The organism is Solicola agrisoli (assembly GCF_049059935.1).
Lineage (GTDB): Bacteria > Actinomycetota > Actinomycetes > Propionibacteriales > Nocardioidaceae > JAURVT01.
Genome location: NZ_JBMGQR010000074.1, coordinates 1 through 20404, shown reverse-complemented (window position 1 = coordinate 20404; position 20404 = coordinate 1). Strand labels below are relative to the sequence as shown.

The following is a 20404-nucleotide window of genomic DNA, read 5'->3' as shown; positions in this document are numbered from 1 at the left end:
CCCGCTGTCGCGCCTGGTGAAGGTCGAGCTCCGCAAGCTCGCCGACACCCGGGCCGGGCTGTGGCTGCTGATCGCGGTCCTCGCGATCTCGGTCGCCGCCACCGTCATCGTCATCCTGGTGGCGGGCGACGCCCAGATGACGCACCAGACGTTCATCACCGCGATCGGCTCGCCGCTCAGCGTGCTGCTCCCGGTGGTCGCGATCCTCTCGGTCACCAGCGAGTGGAGCCAGCGCACGGGCCTGGTCACGTTCACGCTCGAGCCGCGACGCGGCCGCACGGTCGTGGCCAAGCTGCTCGCCGTGCTGCTCACCGGCCTGGTGACCATCGTCATCGCGATCGGTCTGGCCGCCGTCGCCACCGTGGTGGGCGCCGCCGTCAACGGCGTCGACCCCACCTGGAACCTCGGGTTCGACGGCGCGGCCGGCTGGCTGCTCGTCCAGGTGCTCGGGCTGCTGTGCGCCTTCGCGTTCGCCACGGTGCTGCGCAACTCGGCCGCGGCGATCGTCATTTACTACGCCTACATCTTCGTGGTCTCCAGCCTGTTCGGCGCGCTCGCCGCGTTCCAGCAGTGGTTCAGCGACATCTGGCCCTGGGTCGAGCTGAACCGGGCGCAGACCCCGCTGTTCGACGCCAGCATGACCGGGGAGAACTGGGCCCAGCTGGCCACCGCGAGCGCGATCTGGATCGTGCTGCCGATGGTCGTCGGCGTCTGGACGCTCCTGCGCTCCGAGGTCAAGTAGGCCCCCATCGTCTCGATGCTCCGGCCCCTCACGGGGGTGGGCCGGAGCGTCGAGCCGCGTCCGGGGCCGGGCTGGGACACTGCTCCCATGCCCTCACCCGCACGTCGCGACGTCGTCATCCTCGGCTCCACGGGGTCCATCGGCACCCAGGCGCTGGAGCTCGTGCGCGACAACCCCGACCGGTTCCGCGTCGTGGGCCTCGCCGCCGGGGGCAGCGACCCGCAGCTGATCGCCCGGCAGGTGCTCGAGCACGACGTGCCGGTGCTGGCCGTCGCCCGCGCCAGCGCCGTGCAGGACGTGCAGCTCGCGCTGTACGCCGAGGTGCAGCGCCGCGGGTACGCCACCGGCGACGCCCGGCTGCCGCGCATCGTCGCCGGCCCCGACGCCGCCACCGACGTCGCGGCCCTGCGGTGCGACGTGGTGCTCAACGCGATCACCGGCTCGGTCGGCCTGCTGCCCACGCTGGCCGCGCTCGAGGCCGGCACCCTGCTGGCACTGGCGAACAAGGAGTCCCTGATCGTCGGCGGGCCGGTGGTCACCGCCGCCGCGCGTCCGGGGCAGATGGCGCCCGTCGACTCCGAGCACTCCGCCCTGGCCCAGGCGATGCGCGGCGAGCGCCCCGAGGACGTCGCGCGCCTGGTGGTCACCGCCAGCGGCGGCCCGTTCCGCGGACGCACGCGCGCCGAGATGGAGGACGTCACCGTCGCGGACGCGATGAACCACCCCACGTGGGACATGGGGCCCGTCATCACGATCAACTCCGCCAGCCTGGTCAACAAGGGCCTGGAGGTGATCGAGGCGCACCTGCTCTTCGACATCGGCTTCGACCGCATCGACGTCGTCGTCCACCCCACGTCGACGGTGCACTCGATGGTCGAGATGGTGGACGGCTCGACGATGGTGCAGGCCTCGCCGCCCGACATGAAGCTGCCCATCGGGCTCGGCCTGGCCTGGCCCGAGCGGCTGCCGGGCGCCTCGCGCCCGTGCGACTGGTCCCGGCCGACCTCGTGGGACTTCGCGCCCCTCGACGAGACGGCGTTCCCCGCCGTCGCGCTCGCCCGTCGGGCCGGCGAGCACGGTCGCACCGCACCGGCGGTCTACAACGCCGCCAACGAGGTCTGCGTCCAGGCGTTCCGCGACGGGCACCTGTCGTTCCCGGCGATGATGGACGTGGTGGCCGACGTTCTCTCAGAGCACCTTCAGGGCGACGACGTACGCTCGTCCTCGGCGCTGACGGTGCACGACGTGCTGTCCGCGGACGCCTGGGCTCGCGCACGGGCCGGTGAGATCACAGAGCTCCAGGAGGACCAGCGGTGACGGTGCTGCTCTACACCCTCGGCGTCCTCGCCGTGGCCGTCGGGATCGTCGTCTCGATCGCGCTGCACGAGGTCGGGCACATGTACCCGGCCAAGAAGTTCGGCGTCAAGGTCACCCAGTACTTCGTGGGCTTCGGCAAGACCGTCTGGTCGGTCCGCCGCGGCGAGACCGAGTACGGCTTCAAGGCCTTCCCGCTCGGCGGCTTCGTCAAGCTGGTCGGCATGCTGCCGCCCGAGCCGGGCGAGGACGAGACCCACGTCCGCAAGTCCAACACCGGACTGTTCACCCAGCTGATCGCCGACGCCCGCAGCGCCGAGTACGAGGACGTCCGGCCCGAGGACGCGCCGCGCATGTTCTACCGGCTGCCCTGGTGGAAGAAGCTGATCGTCATGGCCGGCGGGCCGATGGTCAACGTCGTCATCGCGTTCGTGCTCTTCCTGCTGATGTTCGCCACGATCGGGGCGATCACGCCCACCACCCAGGTGAACGCCGTGTCGCGCTGCGTCATCGCCGACACCGAGGCCGGACGCGCCTGCAAGGCGTCCGACCCCGCCGCGCCCGCGGCGGCCGCCGGCCTCCGGGCGGGCGACACCATCACCGCGTTCGACGGTCGCCAGGTCTCCAGCTGGCCCCAGCTGACGCAGCTGATCCGCGACAACGGCTCCAACACCGTCCCCATCACCTACGAGCGCGACGGCCAGAGCATCACCCGCGACGTCAGCACGCAGGTCATCCCGCGCCAGGCCATGAGCGCGTCCGGCGAGATCGACCCCGACCGGATCGAGGACGTCGGGTTCCTCGGCGTGGAGCCCACGCAGGTCTACGTGCGTCACGGGGTCGGGTACACCCTCGACCAGATGGGCTCGGTCACCGTCGCGACCGGCGAGGCGATCCTGCACCTGCCCCAGCGCATGGTCGACGTCGCCAAGGCCGCCGTGGGCGGCGAGCGCGAGGCGAACAGCCCGATCAGCGTGGTCGGCGCCGGCCGGATCGCCGGCGAGGTCGCCTCGGACGACCAGGCGGCGGTCAAGGAGAAGGTGGCCTTCGTCATCAGCCTGCTGGCCTCGCTCAACCTGTTCCTGGCGCTCTTCAACTTCATCCCGCTGCTGCCGCTCGACGGCGGGCACATCGTCGGCGCGCTGTGGGAGGGCGTGAAGCGGGCCTTCGCCAAGGTCTTCAAGCGACCCGAGCCACGTCCGGTGGACGTCGGCAAGGCGCTCCCGGTGGCCTACGCGGTGGGCGCCGTACTGTTGGTGATGGGCGTCCTGCTGATCTACGTCGACATCGTGAACCCGTTGCGACTGACCTGACGCCGCACCCGAACCGACTCGAAGGGACCCGAACACGCCGATGAGCGTCGACCTGGGAATGCCTGCTCCGCCGCCCGCCACGCTGGCGCCGCGCAAGAAGACCCGCAAGATCCGTGTCGGCACGGTCGAGGTCGGTGGCGACGCCCCCGTCTCGGTGCAGTCGATGACCACGACGCTGACCTCCGACGTCAACTCGACCCTGCAGCAGATCGCCGAGCTCACCGCGTCGGGCTGCGACATCGTGCGCGTCGCGTGCCCGAGCCAGGACGACGCCGACGCGCTGCCCGACATCGCGCGCAAGTCCAACATCCCGGTGATCGCCGACATCCACTTCCAGCCCAAGTACGTCTACGCCGCGATCGACGCGGGCTGCGCGGCCGTCCGGGTCAACCCCGGCAACATCCGCAAGTTCGACGACCAGGTCAAGCAGATCGCCCAGGCGGCCGCCGACCGCGGCACCTCGATCCGCATCGGCGTCAACGCCGGCTCGCTCGACCGGCGCCTGCTCGAGAAGTACGGGCGCGCGACGCCCGAGGCGCTCGTCGAGTCGGCGATGTGGGAGGCGTCCCTGTTCGAGGAGCACGGCTTCCACGACTTCAAGATCTCGGTCAAGCACAACGACCCGGTGATCATGGCCACCGCGTACGAGATGCTCTCCGAGCGCGGCGACTGGCCGCTGCACCTCGGCGTCACCGAGGCCGGCCCGGCGTTCCAGGGCACGATCAAGAGCGCCACCGCGTTCGGCTACCTGCTCGGCAAGGGGATCGGCGACACCATCCGCGTCTCGCTGTCGGCCCCTCCCGTCGAGGAGGTCAAGGTCGGCATCCAGATCCTGCAGTCGCTCAACCTGCGCCCCCGCAAGCTCGAGATCGTCTCCTGCCCCTCCTGCGGGCGCGCGCAGGTCGACGTCTACAAGCTCGCCGAGGAGGTCACCGCCGGCCTCGAGGGCATGGAGGTCCCGCTGCGCGTGGCCGTCATGGGCTGCGTCGTCAACGGTCCCGGCGAGGCGCGCGAGGCCGACCTCGGTGTCGCCTCCGGCAACGGCAAGGGCCAGATCTTCGTCAAGGGCGAGGTGATCAAGACCGTTCCCGAGTCGCAGATCGTCGAGACCCTGATCGAGGAGGCCATGCGCATCGCCGAGGACATGGAGCCCGTCGAGGGCGCCTCGGCCGAGGTCAAGATCTCCTAGCCGGCCCGCTCCCGGGCGCGGTCGTCCGGGAGCGCCGCTCGCCGGTAGGCTCGTCCCGACAGGGGAGGTCGACGGTGCTCGAGACGCGAGACGGCGTGCGCACGCTCGGTCCCGCCGACCTGCCCGAGCTGTCGCGGGTGGTCCGGCAGGACCCGATCGTGAACGTCTTCGTCGACCACCGGCTCGCCACCACCCGGCTCGAGCCGCGGTGGTTCGGCGGCCACATGTGGGGCTACTACGAGGGCGAGACGATGGTGTCCGCGTGCCACGTCGCGGCCAACCTGGTGCCCGTCTCGGCCACGCCCGCCGCGCTCGACGCGTTCGGGCGCCGCGCGGCCACGATGGCCCGCATGTCGTCGTCGCTGCTCGGCCCGCGCGACGACGTGCTCGCGCTGTGGGAGCACGTCCGCCCCAGCTGGGGCGAGGCCCGCTCCCTGCGCCTGGAGCAGCCGTTCCTGCTCATCGACGGCCCGCCGCAGGTGGCGCCCGACCCGCGCGTGCGACGGGTGCTCATCGACGAGCTCGACCTGCTCTACCCGGCGAGCGTCGCGATGTTCACCGAGGAGATCGGCGAGAGCCCCGAGGCGCCCGGTCGGCACAGCTACCGCGCCCGCGTGGCGCAGCTGATCTCCAAGGGCTGGGCGTTCGCGATCATCGAGGACGAGCGCGTGGTGTTCAAGGCCGAGGTCACCGCGGCCACCGAGGCCGGTTGCCACATCCAGGGCGTCTGGATCGACCCGTCCCGTCGGGGCGAGGGGCTGTCGGAGTCGGGCATGGCCGCCGTCGTCGTCGAGGCGATGCGCACGATCGCGCCCACCGTCACGCTCTACGTCAACGACCACAACACCGCCGCCCGCCGGTCGTACGCCCGCGTCGGCTTCCGCCAGGTCGCGACGTTCGCGTCGATCCTGTTCTGACCATGACGTCGCGGTGCCCGTGCCTGTCGGGCCTGCCGCACGACGACTGCTGCGGGCGCCTGCACCGCGGCGAGGCGGTCGCGCAGACCGCCGAGCAGCTGATGCGCTCGCGGTTCAGCGCGTTCGCGATCGGGGACCCCGACTACCTGCTGGCGACCTGGCACCCCAGCACGCGTCCGCCGTCGATCGAGCTGGACGCCGACCGCCGCTGGTACCGCCTCGACGTGCTGGCGACGAGCGCCGGCGGGCCGTTCGACACCGACGGCGTGGTCGAGTTCCGCGCCTTCCACCGCGGGCCCGAGGGCCGGGGACAGCAGCAGGAGCGGAGCCGCTTCGTCCGCGAGGACGGCCGGTGGCTGTACCTCGACGGGGTGGCCACGGGTGACCGGTAGGGTCCATCCGTGCCCACCACGACCAGCCTCGACGTCAAGGCCCTCACGGCGATCCTCGCCGTCGCGGGCGTCGGCCACCTCGCGCGCCCGGCGATCTTCGAGCCGATGATCCCGCGCGGCCTGCCGGGCTCGCCGCGGACGGTCGTGCACGCGTCGGGCGTCGCCGAGCTGGCGTGCGCCGCCGCGCTGCTCCACCCGCGCACCCGCCGGGTCGGTGGGTACGCCACCGCGGCGCTCATGGCCGGCGTGTTCCCGGGCAACGTCCAGATGGCCGTCACCGCGCACCGCAGCACCCGCGCCACCCGCACCTGGCGGCTCGGCACCCTGGCCCGGCTGCCGCTCCAGGTGCCCCTGATCACCACCGCTCTCAAGGCCGCCCGTCAGGGCGAGTGAGGACCCCCATGGTCACCCGCATGTCCCGCCTGTTCGTGCGCACGCTGCGCGACGACCCCGCGGACGCCGAGGTCCCGAGCCACCGCCTGCTCGTGCGTGCCGGCTACGTCCGCCGCGCCGCCCCCGGCATCTACTCCTGGCTGCCGCTCGGCTGGACCGTGCTGCGCAACGTCGAGCGCATCGTCCGCGAGGAGATGGAGGCCATCGGCGCGCAGGAGGTGCACTTCCCGGCGCTGCTGCCCCGCGAGCCCTACGAGGCGTCGAACCGCTGGGCCGACTACGGCGACAACATCTTCCGGCTCAAGGACCGCAAGGGCAACGACTACCTGCTCGGCCCCACGCACGAGGAGATGTTCACGCTCCTGGTCAAGGACCTGTACACCTCGTACAAGGACCTGCCGGTGATGCTGTACCAGATCCAGACCAAGTACCGCGACGAGTCGCGTCCCCGCGCGGGCATCCTGCGCGGGCGCGAGTTCGTGATGAAGGACTCCTACTCCTTCGACGTCACCGACGAGCAGTTCCTGGTGTCCTACCAGGCGCACCGCGAGGCCTACATCAGGATCTTCGAGCGCCTCGGCCTGGACTACGTCATCGTCTCGGCGATGTCGGGCGCGATGGGCGGATCGGCCAGCGAGGAGTTCCTCGCGATCGCCGAGAACGGCGAGGACACCTACGTCCGGAGCCCCGGCGGCTACGCGGCCAACGTCGAGGCCGTTCGGGTGCCCGTGCCCGACGCGGTGCCCTACGACGACGCGCCCGCGGCCCACGCCGAGCAGACGCCCGACACGCCCACGATCGACACCCTCGTCGACCACCTCAACGACGCGTTCCCGCGCGACGACCGCCCCTGGACGGCCGCCGACACCCTGAAGAACGTCGTCGTGGTGCTGCGTCACCCCGACGGCACCCGCGAGCCCGTCGCGATCGGCCTGCCCGGCGACCGCGAGGTCGACGAGAAGCGCCTGGGCGCGCAGGTGGAGCCCGCCGAGGTGGAGGCGTTCACCGAGGCCGACTTCGCCGCGAACCCCGCGCTCGTCAAGGGCTACATCGGGCCCGGCGCGCTCGGGACGGACAACGCCTCGGGCATCCGGTACCTGCTCGACCCCCGCGTCGTCGAGGGCACCCGCTGGGTCACCGGTGCCGACGTCGCCGGGTCGCACGTGATCGACCTCGTCGCGGGCCGCGACTTCACCGCCGACGGCGTCATCGAGGCCGCCGGGATCCGCGAGGGCGACCCCGCCCCCGACGGCTCCGGGCCGCTCGAGCTCGCGCGCGGCATCGAGATGGGGCACATCTTCCAGCTCGGCCGCCGCTTCGCCGAGGCGCTCGACCTCAAGGTGCTGGACGAGAACGGCAAGCTCGTCACCGTGACGATGGGCTCCTACGGGGTCGGCGTCTCGCGCGCCGTCGCCGCGATCGTGGAGAACTCGCACGACGAGTCCGGCATCATCTGGCCCCGCGAGATCGCACCCGCCCACGTGCACCTCGTGGCCACGGGCAAGGACGACGCGATCTTCGACGCCGCCGAGACCCTGGCCGGTGACCTCGAGGCCGCGGGCGTCACGGTGCTCTACGACGACCGTCGCAAGGTCTCGCCCGGCGTGAAGTTCAAGGACGCCGAGCTGATCGGCGTCCCGACGATCGTCGTCGTGGGCCGCGGCCTCGTCGACGGCGTGGTCGAGGTCAAGGACCGCCGCAGCGGCGAGCGGGCCGACGTGCCACTGGCCGACGTGGTCGCGCAGCTGGCTCAGACCTCGCCGGAGTCGCCGAGCCGCTCGTAGAACAGCGCGCCGCGGGCGCGGAACGTCCCCATGCCGATGCCGCCGGAGACGACGAGCGTGGGGGAGCTGCGCTCGGCGGTCTGCTGACGCTTGTTGCGCACGGTGCCCCACGACGAGCGCAGCTGGTCGGTGTCGACGCCCCACCCGTCGGGGACGACGAGGGTGACGTTGCCGACGCCTCCGTGCACCTCGACGGCGACCACGCGGTGCGGACAGGTGGCGTGCCGGAAGTCGAGCACGATCGAGGAGACCTGCGGGTTGAGCACCACGCGCGCCGGGACGGCCCAGCGTCCGCGGCGCGCCTGGTTGGTGCCGCCGGCGGTCAGCACCAGCGGCTCGTCGCGGGGTGCGAGCGGCACCATCGCGCGCGGCGCGTCGGCCCACGGGAGCTCCGCGTCGGGCAGGTCGGCGACGAGCGGCTCGAGCTCGGCGTAGGTGCGGGCGGCGTAGGCGGCGTCCTGCCGCTCGTCCATCTCCTCGAACGACAGCCGTCCCTCGCCGGCCGCGTCGCGCAGGATCTCGACGACGGCCTCGCGGTCGGCGTCGCTCGCTCGCAGGCCTCGACGGGGGTCGTGGTCGCTCGACATGCCCACCACCCTAGGAGATCGGGGGGCCGTCACCGAGGGTCGGCGACCCGTTCGAGCAGCAGCATGTCGACGACCGTGCCGTCGCGCGCCGTCTCCGCCGCGGTCTCGCGGCCGCAGAGGACGAACCCGTTGGCCTCGGCGACGCGTCGCGACGCGCTGTTGCCGTCGGCCACCTTGACGTGGACGCGCCGCTTGCCCAGCCCACCCAGCCCGGCGTCGCTCAGCGCCCAGGCCGAGACCGCCGCCACGGCCTCGGTCATCACGCCCGTCCCGCGGGCGTCGGGGTGGGTCCAGTAGCCGATCTCGGCGCTGTGCCGCCCGACCCTCGGGATGCCGACGGCCGCCAGCAGCAGGTCGTCGTCCTGGCGCGTGACGGCCCAGGTCGGTCCGGTCCCGCTGCAGCCCTGCGCCTGGGTGGTGTGGACGTACTCCACGGCGTCCTGGCGTGTGTAGGGCGAGGGCAGGAAGTCCAGCCAGTGCTGCGTCCGGGGGTCTCCGCAGCCCTCGACCACGCGGTCGACGTCGCCGGGCCCCAGCGGACGCAGGTGGAGGCGCTCGGTGAGCAGGTCGGGCGCCTGGAACCAGGGCGTGGGCGGCGTGCGGGGGTCGTCGCGGTGCAGCGTGGCCACCCACGCGTCGACCATCGAGCCGCGGTGGACGAGCCAGCGCCGCATCATGCCGCCGAACGTGAAGCCGGCCCGCCACGCGACCTTGCGCGAGGCGGCGTTGCCCACCTCGGCCCACCAGACGACGGTCTGCAGGTCGAGGTCGTCGAAGCCGTGGGCGAGCAGCAGGTCGAGAGCCGTCGCCATCACGCCCTGCCCCCGGACGGCCGGGTGCAGGCCGAACGCCACCTCGGCGCGGCCGTCGCCCTCGTCGCGCAGGGACAGCGACCCGGAGAACCGGCGGACGCCGTCGGGGTGCGTCGCCTCGATCGCGAACAGGTGCTCGGTGCCGTCGCGCCAGCCGCTGCCGACGCCGTCACCGATCCAGTCGAGCGCCATCGCGCGGTCGTACCCGAGCGGGACGGTGGTCCAGCGCACCGAGTCGGGGTCGGTGCACTGCTCGACGACGGCGTCGGCGTCCTCGAGCCGGTGAGCGCGCAGGGTGACGTCGCCGCGGGTCAGCGTGGGGACGTCGTCGGGGAAGCGTCTCGGCGGCCAGGGCATGGCGTCAGCCTGCCGGGGCTGCCGGGGCGACGCCACCGGGTTTCGCCGTCAGGGCCGCTCGTAGCCGGGGAGCGCCGAGGCCGACCCGCCCCAGGCGAGCAGGCGGGTGGCGCAGTCGGTGAGCCACCCGAGCGCCTCGGTGCGCCGGTCGTCCTCGGCAGCGGCCACGACGGCCGCGTGCACGACGGCGCACCGGTCCTCGACCTGCTGGGCCACGGGCCGTGCGGACGCCGCGTCCGTGATCCTCCCGGGCAGCTCGTAGGCGGGCTCGGCCTGCACCGGGACGGCGTCGGCGGCGGCGATGCGCGCGGCGACCACGTCCCGGCGCTCGAGGTGCGCGCGGTAGGACGCGGTGGCCCGCACCTGGGGCGGGGTGTCGCGGTCCAGGCGGCCCGCCACCACGCCGTAGGCGTAGACCGCCGCGTGCTCGGCGGCGAGCGCCTCCTGCCACGCGTCGACGAGACCGTCGTCGGCGGCCGCGGCCCTCACGAGCCGTCCCCGAGCGAGGCGGCGGCCGCGGCGAGGACGACGACGTGCTGGGCCTGGCCGGCGGCCATCGCGGCGAGCACGCGGGCGAGGTCGCCGGAGGCGGCGGCGGTCGAGTTCGACCCGCGGGCCTCGCCGGCGGCCCGCTCGGCGGCGCCCAGCTCGGAGAGCGCCACCGCGGGGTCGGCGGAGATCGTCGGCAGGTTCGGTGACGCCGTCGCCGACGGGCTGGTCGAGGCTGTCGGGGACGGCGTGCTCGCGTCGTCCGGGGAGCCGCCGAGCACCGTGACGTGGGTGCGGTGGTGCTCGACCACCGGGTCGAGCGTGGCGGCGAGGGCCGGGTGGACGCTGCGGGTCGCGACCGCGACGGCCAGGACGCGCTGCTGGTCGGCGAGCGCGGCGGCCACCAGCGTCTCGTCGGCGTCGTCCTCGCGGCGTCGCGGTGCCGGTCGGGGGACGCGGTCGAGCGCGCCGCACCCGGCCAGCGCGACGACGCCGGACCCCAGGACCGCGAGACGCACCAGGGCGCGTCGGGGGAGCGGGCTGGCGAGGGGCACGGGACGACGCTACCGGAGGCGTTCGGCGCGGTCGGGGGCGTCACCGGCTGCGTATACGCTGTCCGGGACGTCCGGCACCCTGGACGTGAACCGCAGCGAGAAACGCCACAACTCCAGATCGCGAGGCGCACCGACCGTGACCGGACACTCCATCCCCGCCGCCCTGGCCGAGCTGCTCGACCAGAGCGTGACCCCCCTCGGGCTCGACGTCGACTCGGTCGAGATCACCCCTGCCGGCAAGCGTCGCGTCGTGCGCGTCGTCCTCGACTCCGACGACGGACTGACGCTCGACCAGGTGGCCCGGGCCACGCGCGCGATCACCCGCAACCTCGACGAGGACGACTCCGCGATGGGCTCGCAGGCCTACACGCTCGAGGTCAGCTCCCGCGGCGTCGACAAGCCCCTCGAGGAGCCCAAGCACTGGCGCCGCAACGTCAAGCGCCTGGTCGCCGTGACGTTCGACGACGAGTCGGGCACCCAGGCGATCGAGGGCCGCATCACCGCCGCCGACGACGACGGCGCCGACCTCGACGTCGAGGGCCAGGCCGTCCGCGTCGCCTACGCCGACGTGCGGCGCGCCCGCGTCCAGGTCGAGTTCAACCGCAAGGAAGAGGAGGCCTGACATGGACATCGACATGAACGCCCTGCGCGCCCTGGAGCGCGAGAAGGAGCTGTCGCTCGACGTCGTCGTGCAGGCGATCGAGCAGGCCCTGCTGCTCGCCTACCAGCGCACCGAGGGCGCCCGGCCGAACGCCCGGGTCGAGCTCGACCGCGGCAACGGCCACGTCGTCGTCTGGGCCCGCGAGCGCCTCGAGCGCGAGCCCGTCCCCGAGGGCGAGGAGCCCCCGGCCGACCGCGGACCGCTGTTCAGCGCCGAGTTCGACGACACCCCCACCGGGTTCGGCCGCATCGCCACCTCCACCGCCCGCCAGGTCATCCTGCAGCGCCTCCGCGACGCCGAGGACGACCAGAAGTTCGGCGAGTTCGCCGCCAAGGAGGGCGACCTCGTGTCGGGCGTCGTCCAGCAGGGGCGCAACCCCGACGACGTCCTGGTCGACCTCGGACGCCTCGAGGCGCTGATGCCGCCGGCCGAGCGGGTGCCGGGGGAGCGGTACGAGCACGGCGAGCGCATCAAGGTCATCGTCACCAGCGTCCGCAAGGGCATGCGCGGGCCGCAGGTGCAGGTGTCGCGCACCCACCCGAGCCTGGTCCGCAAGCTCTTCGCCCTCGAGGTGCCCGAGATCGCCGACGGGTCGGTCGAGATCGCCGGCATCGCCCGCGAGGCCGGCCACCGCACCAAGCTGTCGGTCAAGGGCACCGTGCCCGGCGTCAACGCCAAGGGCTCGTGCATCGGCCAGATGGGCGAGCGCGTCCGCAACGTGATGTCCGAGCTGCACGGCGAGAAGATCGACATCGTCGACTACTCCGACGACCCCGCCGAGTACGTCGGACAGGCGCTGTCGCCGGCCCGCGTCAGCGAGGTGCTCATCGTCGACCGCCAGGCGCGCTCGGCCCGCGTCATCGTCCCGGACTTCCAGCTGTCGCTCGCGATCGGCAAGGAGGGGCAGAACGCCCGCCTGGCCGCGCGGCTCACCGGCTGGCGCATCGACATCCGCTCCGACACCGCCGCCGACCCCCGCGGCGACACGCCCGAGGGGACGTGAGTGGGGCCGACCGGCTAGACTCGACGGTGGTGAGCAGCCCCGACGCCCCGTCCACGCCCTCGCGCCCCGTGCGCACGTGCATCGGATGTCGGCAGAGGGCTGCGAAGTCCGACCTCGTCCGCCTCGTGGCGGTGGGAGACGGCGACGAGATCGTCGTGGTCCCCGACCTCCGCGGAGCGGCACCAGGACGGGGTGCGCACCTGCACCCCCGGGTCTCCTGCCTCGAGCAGGCGACACGCCGGCGGGCGTTCACCAGGGCCCTGCGAACACCGGGCCCGGTGGACACGAGCCTGGTGGCCGTCCTGGTCGAGTCCGAGCAACGACGCCACCACAGCACCGCGGAGCCCGCCTCCGCATCCACACACGTCCAGGAAGAACGGAGCTCCCGCTCATGAGCACTCGATGAGTTCCTCCACATGAGCAAGCACGTCGTCTAACCCTGCCCCAGGCCGTCTTCTGGGGTGCGGGTCCCCCAGAAGGAGAACAGTGGCCAAGGTCCGAGTCCACGAGCTCGCCAAAGAGTTCGGCATTACCAGCAAGGAAGTCCTGTCGACGCTGAGCGACATGGGTGAGTACGTCAAGTCCGCGTCGTCCACCGTCGAGCCGCCGGTCATCCGCCGGCTCAACGAGCAGTTCGGCGACGAGCTGCGCGCCAAGGGCGAGAAGAAGGCGGCGCGCAAGAAGCCCGCCGCCGCTCCCACCCCCGGTCCGTCGCAGCCGGCTGCCGCGACGCCTGCCGCCCCGACGCCCGCGGCCCCGCAGGCCCCGGCCGCCGAGGCCCCGCCGACGCCGGCTCCCGCCACGCGCGCGCCGTCGCCGTCGGGCCCCATGCCCGGTCCCGCACGTCGTGCGCCCGAGCCGGAGCCCCAGGCCCCCGCGGCCCCGGTCGCCCCCGCGGCCCGCGAGGTCGAGGTCCCCGACGCCCCCGCGGCGCCCGAGGTCCCGGCCGCACGCTCGGACGCCCCGCGTCCCGGCGGCGGACCCCGTCCCGGCTCGGCTCCCGGCGCCACCCCGCGCCCGCCGGCCGCCCGCGGCGGCGCGCCCAGCGCGCGTCCCGGCAACAACCCGTTCTCGTCGCGCCAGGGCATGCAGCGCCCCGGTCGCGGCACCGACTCCACGGCGCCCCCGGCGCGCGACCGCGAGGGCATGCCCCCGCGTCCGCCCGCCGCGCGCAGCGGTGACGCGGCCGCGCCGCGTCCCGGCGGCATGCCTCGCCCCAACCCGGCGATGATGCCCAAGCAGTCCTCGCCCGCCCTCGGTGGCGCGCCCGGTCGCGGCGGGGCCCGTGGTGGCCCTCCGGGCCGCGGCGGTCCCGGCGGTGCCCGCGGTCGCGGTGCACCCGGTGGCGGCGCTCCCGGCGCAGGCGCCGGTGCGCCCGGGCGTCCCGGCGGCTTCGGTGGTCGCGGTCGTCCCGGTGCCCGTGGTGGCACGCAGGGTGCGTTCGGTCGCGCAGGAGGCCCGGTCCGCCGGGGACGCAAGTCCAAGCGCGCGAAGCGCCAGGAGTTCGACCAGAGCGCACCGCCGCAGGCCGGTGGCGTCCGCGTCCGCAAGGGCGACGGCGCGTCGATCCGTCTGCGCCGTGGCGCCTCGCTGACCGACCTCGCCGAGAAGATCGGCGCCGACCCGGCATCGCTGGTGCAGGTGCTGTTCGCGCTGGGCGAGATGGTCACCGCGACCCAGTCGGTCAACGACGACACCCTGCGCATCATCGGCGAGGAGCTGGAGTACGACATCCAGGTCGTCTCGCCCGAGGAGGAGGACCGCGAGCTGCTCGAGTCCTTCGACCTCGAGTTCGGTGAGGACGAGGGCAGCGAGGACGACCTCATCGCGCGTCCGCCGGTCGTCACCGTCATGGGTCACGTCGACCACGGAAAGACCAAGCTCCTCGACGCGCTGCGTGACGCCAACGTGGTCGACAAGGAGGCCGGCGGCATCACCCAGACCATCGGCGCGTACCGGGTGCGCACCGAGGTCGACGGCGACGAGCGCGCCATCACCTTCATCGACACCCCCGGTCACGAGGCGTTCACCGCCATGCGTGCCCGTGGTGCGCAGGCCACCGACATCGCGGTGCTGGTGGTCGCGGCCGACGACGGCGTCATGCCCCAGACGATCGAGGCCCTCAACCACGCACTGGCGGCCAACGTGCCGATCGTGGTGGCGGTCAACAAGATCGACAAGGAGGGTGCCGACCCGTCCAAAGTGCGCGGTCAGCTCACCGAGTACGGCCTGGTGCCCGAGGAGTACGGCGGCGACACGATGTTCGTCGACGTCTCGGCGCGCGAGAGGCTGAACCTCGACGGTCTGCTCGAGGGCATCGTCCTCACCGCGGACGCGGCGCTCGACCTGCGGGCCAACCCGACGCAGAACGCCGAGGGCATCGCGATCGAGGGTCACCTCGACCGTGGACGCGGCCCCGTCGCGACCGTCCTGGTCCAGCGCGGCACGCTGCGCGTCGGCGACTCGATCGTCGCCGGACCGGCCTACGGCCGCGTCCGTGCGCTGCTCGACGAGCACGGCAACAACGTCGAGGAGGCCATGCCGGCGCGCCCGGTGCTGGTGCTCGGCCTGTCGGCCGTGCCCGGTGCGGGCGACAACTTCATGGTCGTCGCCGACGACCGCGTCGCCCGTCAGGTCGCCGAGAAGCGTGACGCCCGCGAGCGCACGGCCGCCCTGGCCAAGCGCACGAGCCGTCGCACGCTCGAGGACTTCATGGAGAACATGTCCAAGGGCGCCAACAACGAGCTGCTCCTCATCCTCAAGGGTGACGGATCCGGTTCGGTCGAGGCCCTCGAGGACGCGCTCGCCAAGATCGACGTCGGCGACGACGTCAACCTGCGGGTCATCGACCGCGGTGTCGGTGCGATCACCGAGACCAACGTCGACCTCGCTGCGGCGTCGGACGCGATCATCATCGGGTTCAACGTCCGTGGCCAGGGCAAGGCCGCCGAGCTCGCCGACCGCGAGGGCGTCGAGATCCGGTACTACTCGGTGATCTACCAGGCCATCGAGGAGATCGAGGCCGCGCTCAAGGGGATGCTCAAGCCCATCTACGAGGAGGCCCAGCTGGGCACCGCGGAGATCCGTCAGATCTTCCGCTCCTCCAAGATCGGCAACATCGCCGGCTGCATGGTCACGTCGGGCTCGATCAAGCGCAACGCCAAGGCGCGGCTGCTGCGCGACGGCAACGTCGTCGCGGACAACCTCGACCTGTCGAGCCTGCGACGCGAGAAGGACGACGCGAGCGAGGTCCGCGAGGGCTTCGAGTGTGGTCTGACCCTGCGTGGCTTCAACGACATCAAGATCGACGACGTCATCGAGACGTTCGAGCTGCGTGAGGTCCCGCGCGGCTGAGAGCACGATCTGGTGGGACGGGCGGTCGGTCATCTGACCGGCCGCCCGTTCCGCGTCCGCACCACCAACGAGGAGAAGAGCCCATGGCTTCACCGCGCGTCCGCAAGGTCGCCGACCGGATCAAGGTCGTCGTCGCCCAGATGCTCGAGCACCGGATCAAGGACCCGCGCCTGGGGTTCGTCACCGTCACCGACGTCCGCGTCACCGGCGACACCCAGCACGCCACGGTGTTCTACACCGTGATGGGCGACCAGGACGCGATCGACGGCACCGGTGCGGCGCTCGTCAGCGCGACGGGCATCATCCGCTCCGAGGTCGGCAAGCAGCTCGGCATGCGGCACACGCCGTCGATCGAGTTCGTGCTCGACGCGGTGCCCGAGAACGCCCGCGCGATCGAGGACCTGCTCGCCAAGGCGCGCGAGTCCGACGCCGCGGTGGCGGCCGCGTCCGCCGGCGCCGTGCACGCCGGCGACCCCGACCCCTACCGCGTGCGCGAGGTGGCCGGCGACGACGCGGACCTCGACGAGTCCGACCGCCCCGAGTGAGCGACGCCCCCGCCTCCGGGCTGGTCGTCGTCGACAAGCCCGGGGGCTGGACGTCGCACGACGTCGTCGGCCGCACCCGCCGCCTCGCGGGCACGCGCAAGGTCGGCCACGCCGGCACGCTCGACCCGATGGCCACCGGCGTGCTGGTGCTCGGGGTCAACCGGGCCACCCGGCTGCTGGGCCACCTGACGCTCGCCGACAAGGACTACGAGGCGACGATCCGGCTCGGGCAGCGCACGTCCACCGACGACGCCGAGGGAGAGGTCGTGGCCTCGGCCCCGGCGTCCGGCGTCACCGACGCCGACGTCGCGCGGGCGGCGTCGGCCTGGACCGGTGACGTCTCGCAGGTGCCGTCGTCGGTGTCGGCGGTGAAGATCGACGGCCGCCGCGCCTACGCCCGCGTGCGCGACGGCGAGACCGTCGAGATCCCGCCGCGCGACGTCCACGTGGCCCGCTTCGACGTCGGGCCGCTGCGCCCGTCCGACGTGGACGGCTGCGTCGACCTCGACGCCCACGTCACCTGCTCGTCGGGCACCTACGTGCGGGCGCTGGCCCGCGACGTCGGCGACGACCTCGGTGTCGGCGGCCACCTGACGGCCCTGCGCCGCACCCGCGTCGGCGGTTTCGGCCTCGACGTCGCCCGAACCCTCGACGAGCTCGCCGTCTCCTTCACGATGGTGCCGCTCGACGAGGCCGCACGCGCGGCGTTCGCGAGCGTCGACCTCGACGACGACACGGCGCGCGACGTCCGCTTCGGCCGGCCCCTGCCCGGCTTCGACCTCGGCGCCCCCGGCCCCGTCGCGCTGTTCGACGGGCCCGAGTTCCTGGCGCTCTACGAGCAGCGGGGCGCCGACGCGCGTCCGGTGGCGGTCTTCGTCGGCTGAGAACCGGTCGACGCGGGTCCGCGTCCGGCGGCATGCTCGGCGCCGTGACCAGCAGCGAGGTGTGGGACGAGGTGACGGCGCGCCGGTACGACGAGGACTCGGCCGGCATGTTCGCCCCGGAGGTGCTGGTCCCGACCGTCGACGTGCTGGCCGACCTGGCCGGTGACGGCGCGGCCCTGGAGCTGGCCGTCGGCACCGGACGGGTGGCCGTCCCCCTCCTCGAGCGCGGCGTGCCGGTGAGCGGGATCGAGCTGTCCGCGGCGATGCTCGCCGAGCTGCGGCACAAGGTCGACGCCGAGGCCCTGCCCGTCGTCGTCGGCGACATGGCCACGGCCCGGGTTCCGGGCGAGTTCGCGCTCGTCTACCTCGTGTTCAACACCATCTCGAACCTGCGGACGCAGGACGAGCAGGTCGCGTGCTTCGCCAACGCCGCCCGCCACCTCGCGCCGGGCGGCCGGTTCGTGATCGAGCTGTGGGTGCCGCCGCTGCGACGGCTGCCGCCGGGCCGTCTCGCCGCGCCGATGGTGGTGGAGGACGACTACCTCTGCCTCGACACCTACGACCCGGTGACCCAGCGGTGCACGTCCCACCACTACCGCACCGCCCCCGACGGCACGGCCCGCCACGACTCCGGGCACTTCCGCTACCTGTGGGCGTCCGAGTGCGACCTGATGGCGCGGCTCGCGGGTCTGGAGCTCGAGGGCCGGTACGCCGACTGGTACCGCAGCCCGTTCACCTCCGACAGCGAGAGCCACGTGTCGGTGTGGCGCAAGCCCTAGCCGCCGCTAGGTTCTCGGGGTGCACTTCAGCGAGTACGACACCCGTCTGGCCGCGTACGCGGTGATCGTCGACGAGCGCGAGCAGATCCTGCTGTCCTGGTACAACGGCTCGACCCGCGGCCGTCCGGGGTGGACGCTGCCCGGCGGAGGAGTGGACCTCGAGGAGACCGCTGAGGAGGCGGTCGTCCGCGAGGTGCACGAGGAGACCGGGTACGACGTCGAGCTCGACGGACTGCTGACGGTGCACTCGTCCGCCGGCCAGGGCGGCCCGCGTCCGCCGCGCCCGTTCAAGTCGGTGCGCGTCGTCTACACCGCGCACGTCGTCGGCGGCAGCCTCGGGACCGTCGAGGTGGGCGGGACGACCGACCACGCCGCCTGGATGCCGCTCGACGCGGTGGCGGGCGACGAGCCACGCGTGGGTCTGGTGGACGTCGCGATCGAGGCCTGGCGGGGGCGATGAGTCCGGGTGCCTTGGCCGGTCAGTAGCACCATGAGCACACCCCTGGACATCACCTTCACCGCCACGCTCGGCAAGGTGCGCCCCGGCGACACCTGGACCTGTGTGCAGATGCCGGACTCGGCGCAGGTCTTCGGCACCCGCGGCCTGGTCAAGGTCGCAGGCACCGTCGACGGCCACCCCTTCACCGGGGCGTTCATGGCGTTGGGGGACGGCACGCACAAGCTGCCCGTCGCGTCGCCGATCCGCAAGGCCATCGGCAAGTCCGACGGTGACGACGTCGAGGTGCACCTCACCGAGCGGATCAGGTGAGTCGCGTGGGCCAGGTGATCGCCAGCGCGACGATGTCGCTCGACGGGTTCATCGCGCACCACGACCACGGGATCGACCCGCTCTTCGACTGGTACGAGACGGGCGACGAGGCCGTGACGACCGCGTCGCCCGACGTCTCGTTCTCCCTCACCGCGACGAGTGCCGCTTACTGGCGCTCGTGGGTCGGGCGGCTCGGCGCGCTGGTGGTCGGTCGCGAGCTGTTCGACCTCGTCGACGGCTGGGGCGGCACCCACCCGATCGGGACGCCGGTGGTGGTCCTGACGCACCAGGCGCCGACCGACTGGTCCTACCCGGGGTCGGAGGACTTCCACTTCGTCACCGACGGGGTCGAGGCTGCGGTGACCCTCGCCCGCTCCCTGGCAGGTGAGCGCGACGTCGCCGTCGCGGCCGGGACGGTCGCGCGCCAGTGCCTCGAGGCCGGTCTGCTCGACGCGGTCGCGATCGACCTCGCACCCGTCGTGCTGGGGGAGGGGCGGCCGTTCTTCGGGGCTCTCGCGGGCGGCGCCCCCGTGCGGCTGGGTGACCCGACGACCGTCATCGAGGCGGACCGGGTGCTGCACTTGGTCTATCCGGTGCTGCGGGAGCCGTAGGGCGCGGGGCCCGGAGCCGCACCGCCCGCACGTCGAGGCACGGCCACGTCGACGAACACGCGATATTCGGGTGCCGTCCGCGTTCGCGACTGGTGCACTGACCGGGTGACCGCTCCATCCACCCGTCTCCTCGCAGCCGGTCGACTCGCGATCGAGGTGCCGAAGGCCTGGCCGGTCGAGATCGGACTCGTGGAGGTCAGACGGAGCGCGGTGGTCCTCCCCATGCGCATGATGCCAGCGATGGCGATCTGGAGCCCGTTGGACGGAGCCGTCAGCATCAGGTTGAGCGACGAGGAGCAGCAGCCGTCGTCGTTCGAACCACGGCACGACCCACGTCGGCCCGGATCGACGAAGGTGGTCGGAGGCCACCCGGTCCACGTGACCGAGGAGCTGGTCGTCGATCCCGCCGGTGTGCACAGCTACACGAGCATCGCGCTGGCGGCGCCCGCGCTCGGAGGGTCTCTCCTCCTCGACGGGCCGCGAACGGACGTGCGCGCCATCGCCGACACCGCGCAGCTGGTGCCCGACGCGTACGTCGCGGTGCCCAACGTGTTGATGGGTGTCGAACCCGCCGACCCGCTCACTTCGTGCCCGCAACCGGACGAGGCGCAGGCCCGAGTCCTCCTGGACCGTGCAGGGTTGAGGCTGCGGGGCGCAGGTGTCGTGACCGACGTGCCGGGAGGGGACCTTGGGTCGGACCCCGCCGACCTCTTCCTCGTCGGCACGATCCCCACGGGTGGGTCGGTCGTGTCGAGAGGAACCTCGGTCGCCCTGGTCTTCGCGACTCCCTGGGGACCTCGACGTTCTGTGGACAAGTGGCGACGAGGTCGGTAGGCAATCCAGATAGGACCGCTCCACGTCCACACCGTTGCGAACGCGTGTTCGACTGTCGTAAAATGGGCGTATGACGGTCACCGCTCTCCCGCTCACCGAGCACCCCGCGTTCGCGGTGCTC

23 protein-coding genes are annotated in these 20404 nt (G+C 72.9%); 19 read left to right on the top strand and 4 right to left on the bottom strand.

Translation table 11 applies throughout. The features are described from left to right. The 8 genes from ACI6PP_RS19165 to ACI6PP_RS19130 all read left to right on the top strand — a co-directional run. Positions 1-742 (top strand): ABC transporter permease (locus tag ACI6PP_RS19165; RefSeq protein WP_421113232.1); only part of this gene is annotated, 742 nt, incomplete at its 5' end. 87 nt (positions 743-829) lie between these two features. Continuing rightward, a complete protein-coding gene (gene dxr / locus ACI6PP_RS19160) occupies positions 830-2059 on the top strand; it encodes a 1-deoxy-D-xylulose-5-phosphate reductoisomerase (RefSeq protein ID WP_421113231.1) in 1230 nt (409 codons plus the stop codon). Continuing rightward, positions 2056-3369, top strand: coding sequence for a M50 family metallopeptidase (locus tag ACI6PP_RS19155; RefSeq protein WP_421113230.1), 1314 nt, complete (start codon positions 2056-2058; stop codon positions 3367-3369). Before dxr ends, ACI6PP_RS19155 begins: the two co-directional genes overlap by 4 nt. A 40-nt stretch (positions 3370-3409) precedes the next feature. Further along, positions 3410-4558 carry a flavodoxin-dependent (E)-4-hydroxy-3-methylbut-2-enyl-diphosphate synthase gene (ispG, locus tag ACI6PP_RS19150; RefSeq protein ID WP_421113229.1) on the top strand — a complete coding sequence of 383 codons (1149 nt, stop codon included), beginning with the start codon at positions 3410-3412 and terminating at the stop codon, positions 4556-4558. Between the two features lie 74 nt (positions 4559-4632). Further along, complete coding sequence (locus tag ACI6PP_RS19145; protein ID WP_421113228.1) at positions 4633-5475, top strand: GNAT family N-acetyltransferase; 843 nt, start codon at positions 4633-4635, stop codon at positions 5473-5475. A gap of 2 nt (positions 5476-5477) precedes the next feature. Next, positions 5478-5867, top strand: a complete 390-nt coding sequence (locus ACI6PP_RS19140) for a YchJ family protein (RefSeq protein ID WP_421113227.1) — start codon at positions 5478-5480, stop codon at positions 5865-5867. 9 nt (positions 5868-5876) lie between these two features. Further along, positions 5877-6260 carry a DoxX family protein gene (locus ACI6PP_RS19135; protein ID WP_421113226.1) on the top strand — a complete coding sequence of 128 codons (384 nt, stop codon included), beginning with the start codon at positions 5877-5879 and terminating at the stop codon, positions 6258-6260. A gap of 8 nt (positions 6261-6268) precedes the next feature. Further along, entirely contained in the window at positions 6269-8044 is a 1776-nt protein-coding gene (locus ACI6PP_RS19130; protein ID WP_421113225.1) for a proline--tRNA ligase, read from the top strand. On the opposite strand, the gene ACI6PP_RS19125 is transcribed toward ACI6PP_RS19130, so the two are convergent. Genes ACI6PP_RS19125 through ACI6PP_RS19110 form a run of 4 tightly spaced genes read right to left on the bottom strand, consistent with a single transcriptional unit; the run spans position 8011 to position 10843 of the window. Then, positions 8011-8631, bottom strand: coding sequence for a DUF1707 SHOCT-like domain-containing protein (locus tag ACI6PP_RS19125; protein WP_421113224.1), 621 nt, complete (start codon positions 8629-8631; stop codon positions 8011-8013). The two genes, ACI6PP_RS19130 and ACI6PP_RS19125, sit on opposite strands and share 34 nt — an antisense overlap. A 29-nt stretch (positions 8632-8660) precedes the next feature. Beyond that, the gene (locus ACI6PP_RS19120; RefSeq protein ID WP_421113223.1) at positions 8661-9800 is read right to left on the bottom strand and encodes a GNAT family N-acetyltransferase; all 1140 of its coding nucleotides are present in this window, start codon (positions 9798-9800) and stop codon (positions 8661-8663) included. 48 nt (positions 9801-9848) lie between these two features. Beyond that, positions 9849-10289 (bottom strand): DUF4439 domain-containing protein, encoded by a 441-nt coding sequence (locus ACI6PP_RS19115; RefSeq protein ID WP_421113222.1) that lies wholly within the window; start codon positions 10287-10289, stop codon positions 9849-9851. Next, positions 10286-10843: a hypothetical protein gene (locus ACI6PP_RS19110; protein ID WP_421113221.1), complete on the bottom strand. Its 558-nt coding sequence runs from the start codon at positions 10841-10843 to the stop codon at positions 10286-10288. The genes ACI6PP_RS19115 and ACI6PP_RS19110 overlap by 4 nt, the downstream gene beginning before the upstream one ends. A gap of 136 nt (positions 10844-10979) precedes the next feature. Here ACI6PP_RS19110 and rimP point away from each other — a divergent pair, with 136 nt between their 5' ends. The 11 genes from rimP (at position 10980) to ACI6PP_RS19055 (ending at position 20283) form a co-directional block, all read left to right on the top strand. Continuing rightward, positions 10980-11465, top strand: a complete 486-nt coding sequence (gene rimP, locus ACI6PP_RS19105; protein WP_421113219.1) for a ribosome maturation factor RimP — start codon at positions 10980-10982, stop codon at positions 11463-11465. A 1-nt stretch (position 11466) separates the two neighbouring features. Next, on the top strand, positions 11467-12507 hold the full coding sequence (nusA, locus tag ACI6PP_RS19100; RefSeq protein WP_421113217.1) for a transcription termination factor NusA: 1041 nt from the start codon (positions 11467-11469) through the stop codon (positions 12505-12507). Next, positions 12504-12902 (top strand): YlxR family protein, encoded by a 399-nt coding sequence (locus ACI6PP_RS19095; protein ID WP_421113215.1) that lies wholly within the window; start codon positions 12504-12506, stop codon positions 12900-12902. The genes nusA and ACI6PP_RS19095 overlap by 4 nt, the downstream gene beginning before the upstream one ends. 91 nt (positions 12903-12993) lie before the next feature. Continuing rightward, the gene (infB, locus tag ACI6PP_RS19090) at positions 12994-15861 is read left to right on the top strand and encodes a translation initiation factor IF-2 (protein WP_421113214.1); all 2868 of its coding nucleotides are present in this window, start codon (positions 12994-12996) and stop codon (positions 15859-15861) included. An 83-nt stretch (positions 15862-15944) separates the two neighbouring features. Continuing rightward, positions 15945-16406 (top strand): 30S ribosome-binding factor RbfA, encoded by a 462-nt coding sequence (gene rbfA / locus ACI6PP_RS19085; protein WP_421113213.1) that lies wholly within the window; start codon positions 15945-15947, stop codon positions 16404-16406. Continuing rightward, a complete protein-coding gene (gene truB / locus ACI6PP_RS19080) occupies positions 16403-17290 on the top strand; it encodes a tRNA pseudouridine(55) synthase TruB (protein WP_421113211.1) in 888 nt (295 codons plus the stop codon). Before rbfA ends, truB begins: the two co-directional genes overlap by 4 nt. Positions 17291-17334: 44 nt before the next feature. After that, entirely contained in the window at positions 17335-18069 is a 735-nt protein-coding gene (locus tag ACI6PP_RS19075) for a class I SAM-dependent methyltransferase (protein ID WP_421113210.1), read from the top strand. 19 nt (positions 18070-18088) lie between these two features. Next, positions 18089-18529: an NUDIX hydrolase gene (locus ACI6PP_RS19070; RefSeq protein WP_421113209.1), complete on the top strand. Its 441-nt coding sequence runs from the start codon at positions 18089-18091 to the stop codon at positions 18527-18529. A gap of 30 nt (positions 18530-18559) precedes the next feature. Beyond that, positions 18560-18838 (top strand): DUF1905 domain-containing protein, encoded by a 279-nt coding sequence (locus tag ACI6PP_RS19065; RefSeq protein ID WP_421113208.1) that lies wholly within the window; start codon positions 18560-18562, stop codon positions 18836-18838. Between the two features lie 5 nt (positions 18839-18843). After that, on the top strand, positions 18844-19449 hold the full coding sequence (locus ACI6PP_RS19060; protein ID WP_421113207.1) for a dihydrofolate reductase family protein: 606 nt from the start codon (positions 18844-18846) through the stop codon (positions 19447-19449). Positions 19450-19689: 240 nt separating this feature from the next. Further along, on the top strand, positions 19690-20283 hold the full coding sequence (locus ACI6PP_RS19055; protein ID WP_421113206.1) for a hypothetical protein: 594 nt from the start codon (positions 19690-19692) through the stop codon (positions 20281-20283). The last annotated feature ends 121 nt before the right edge of the window (positions 20284-20404 follow it).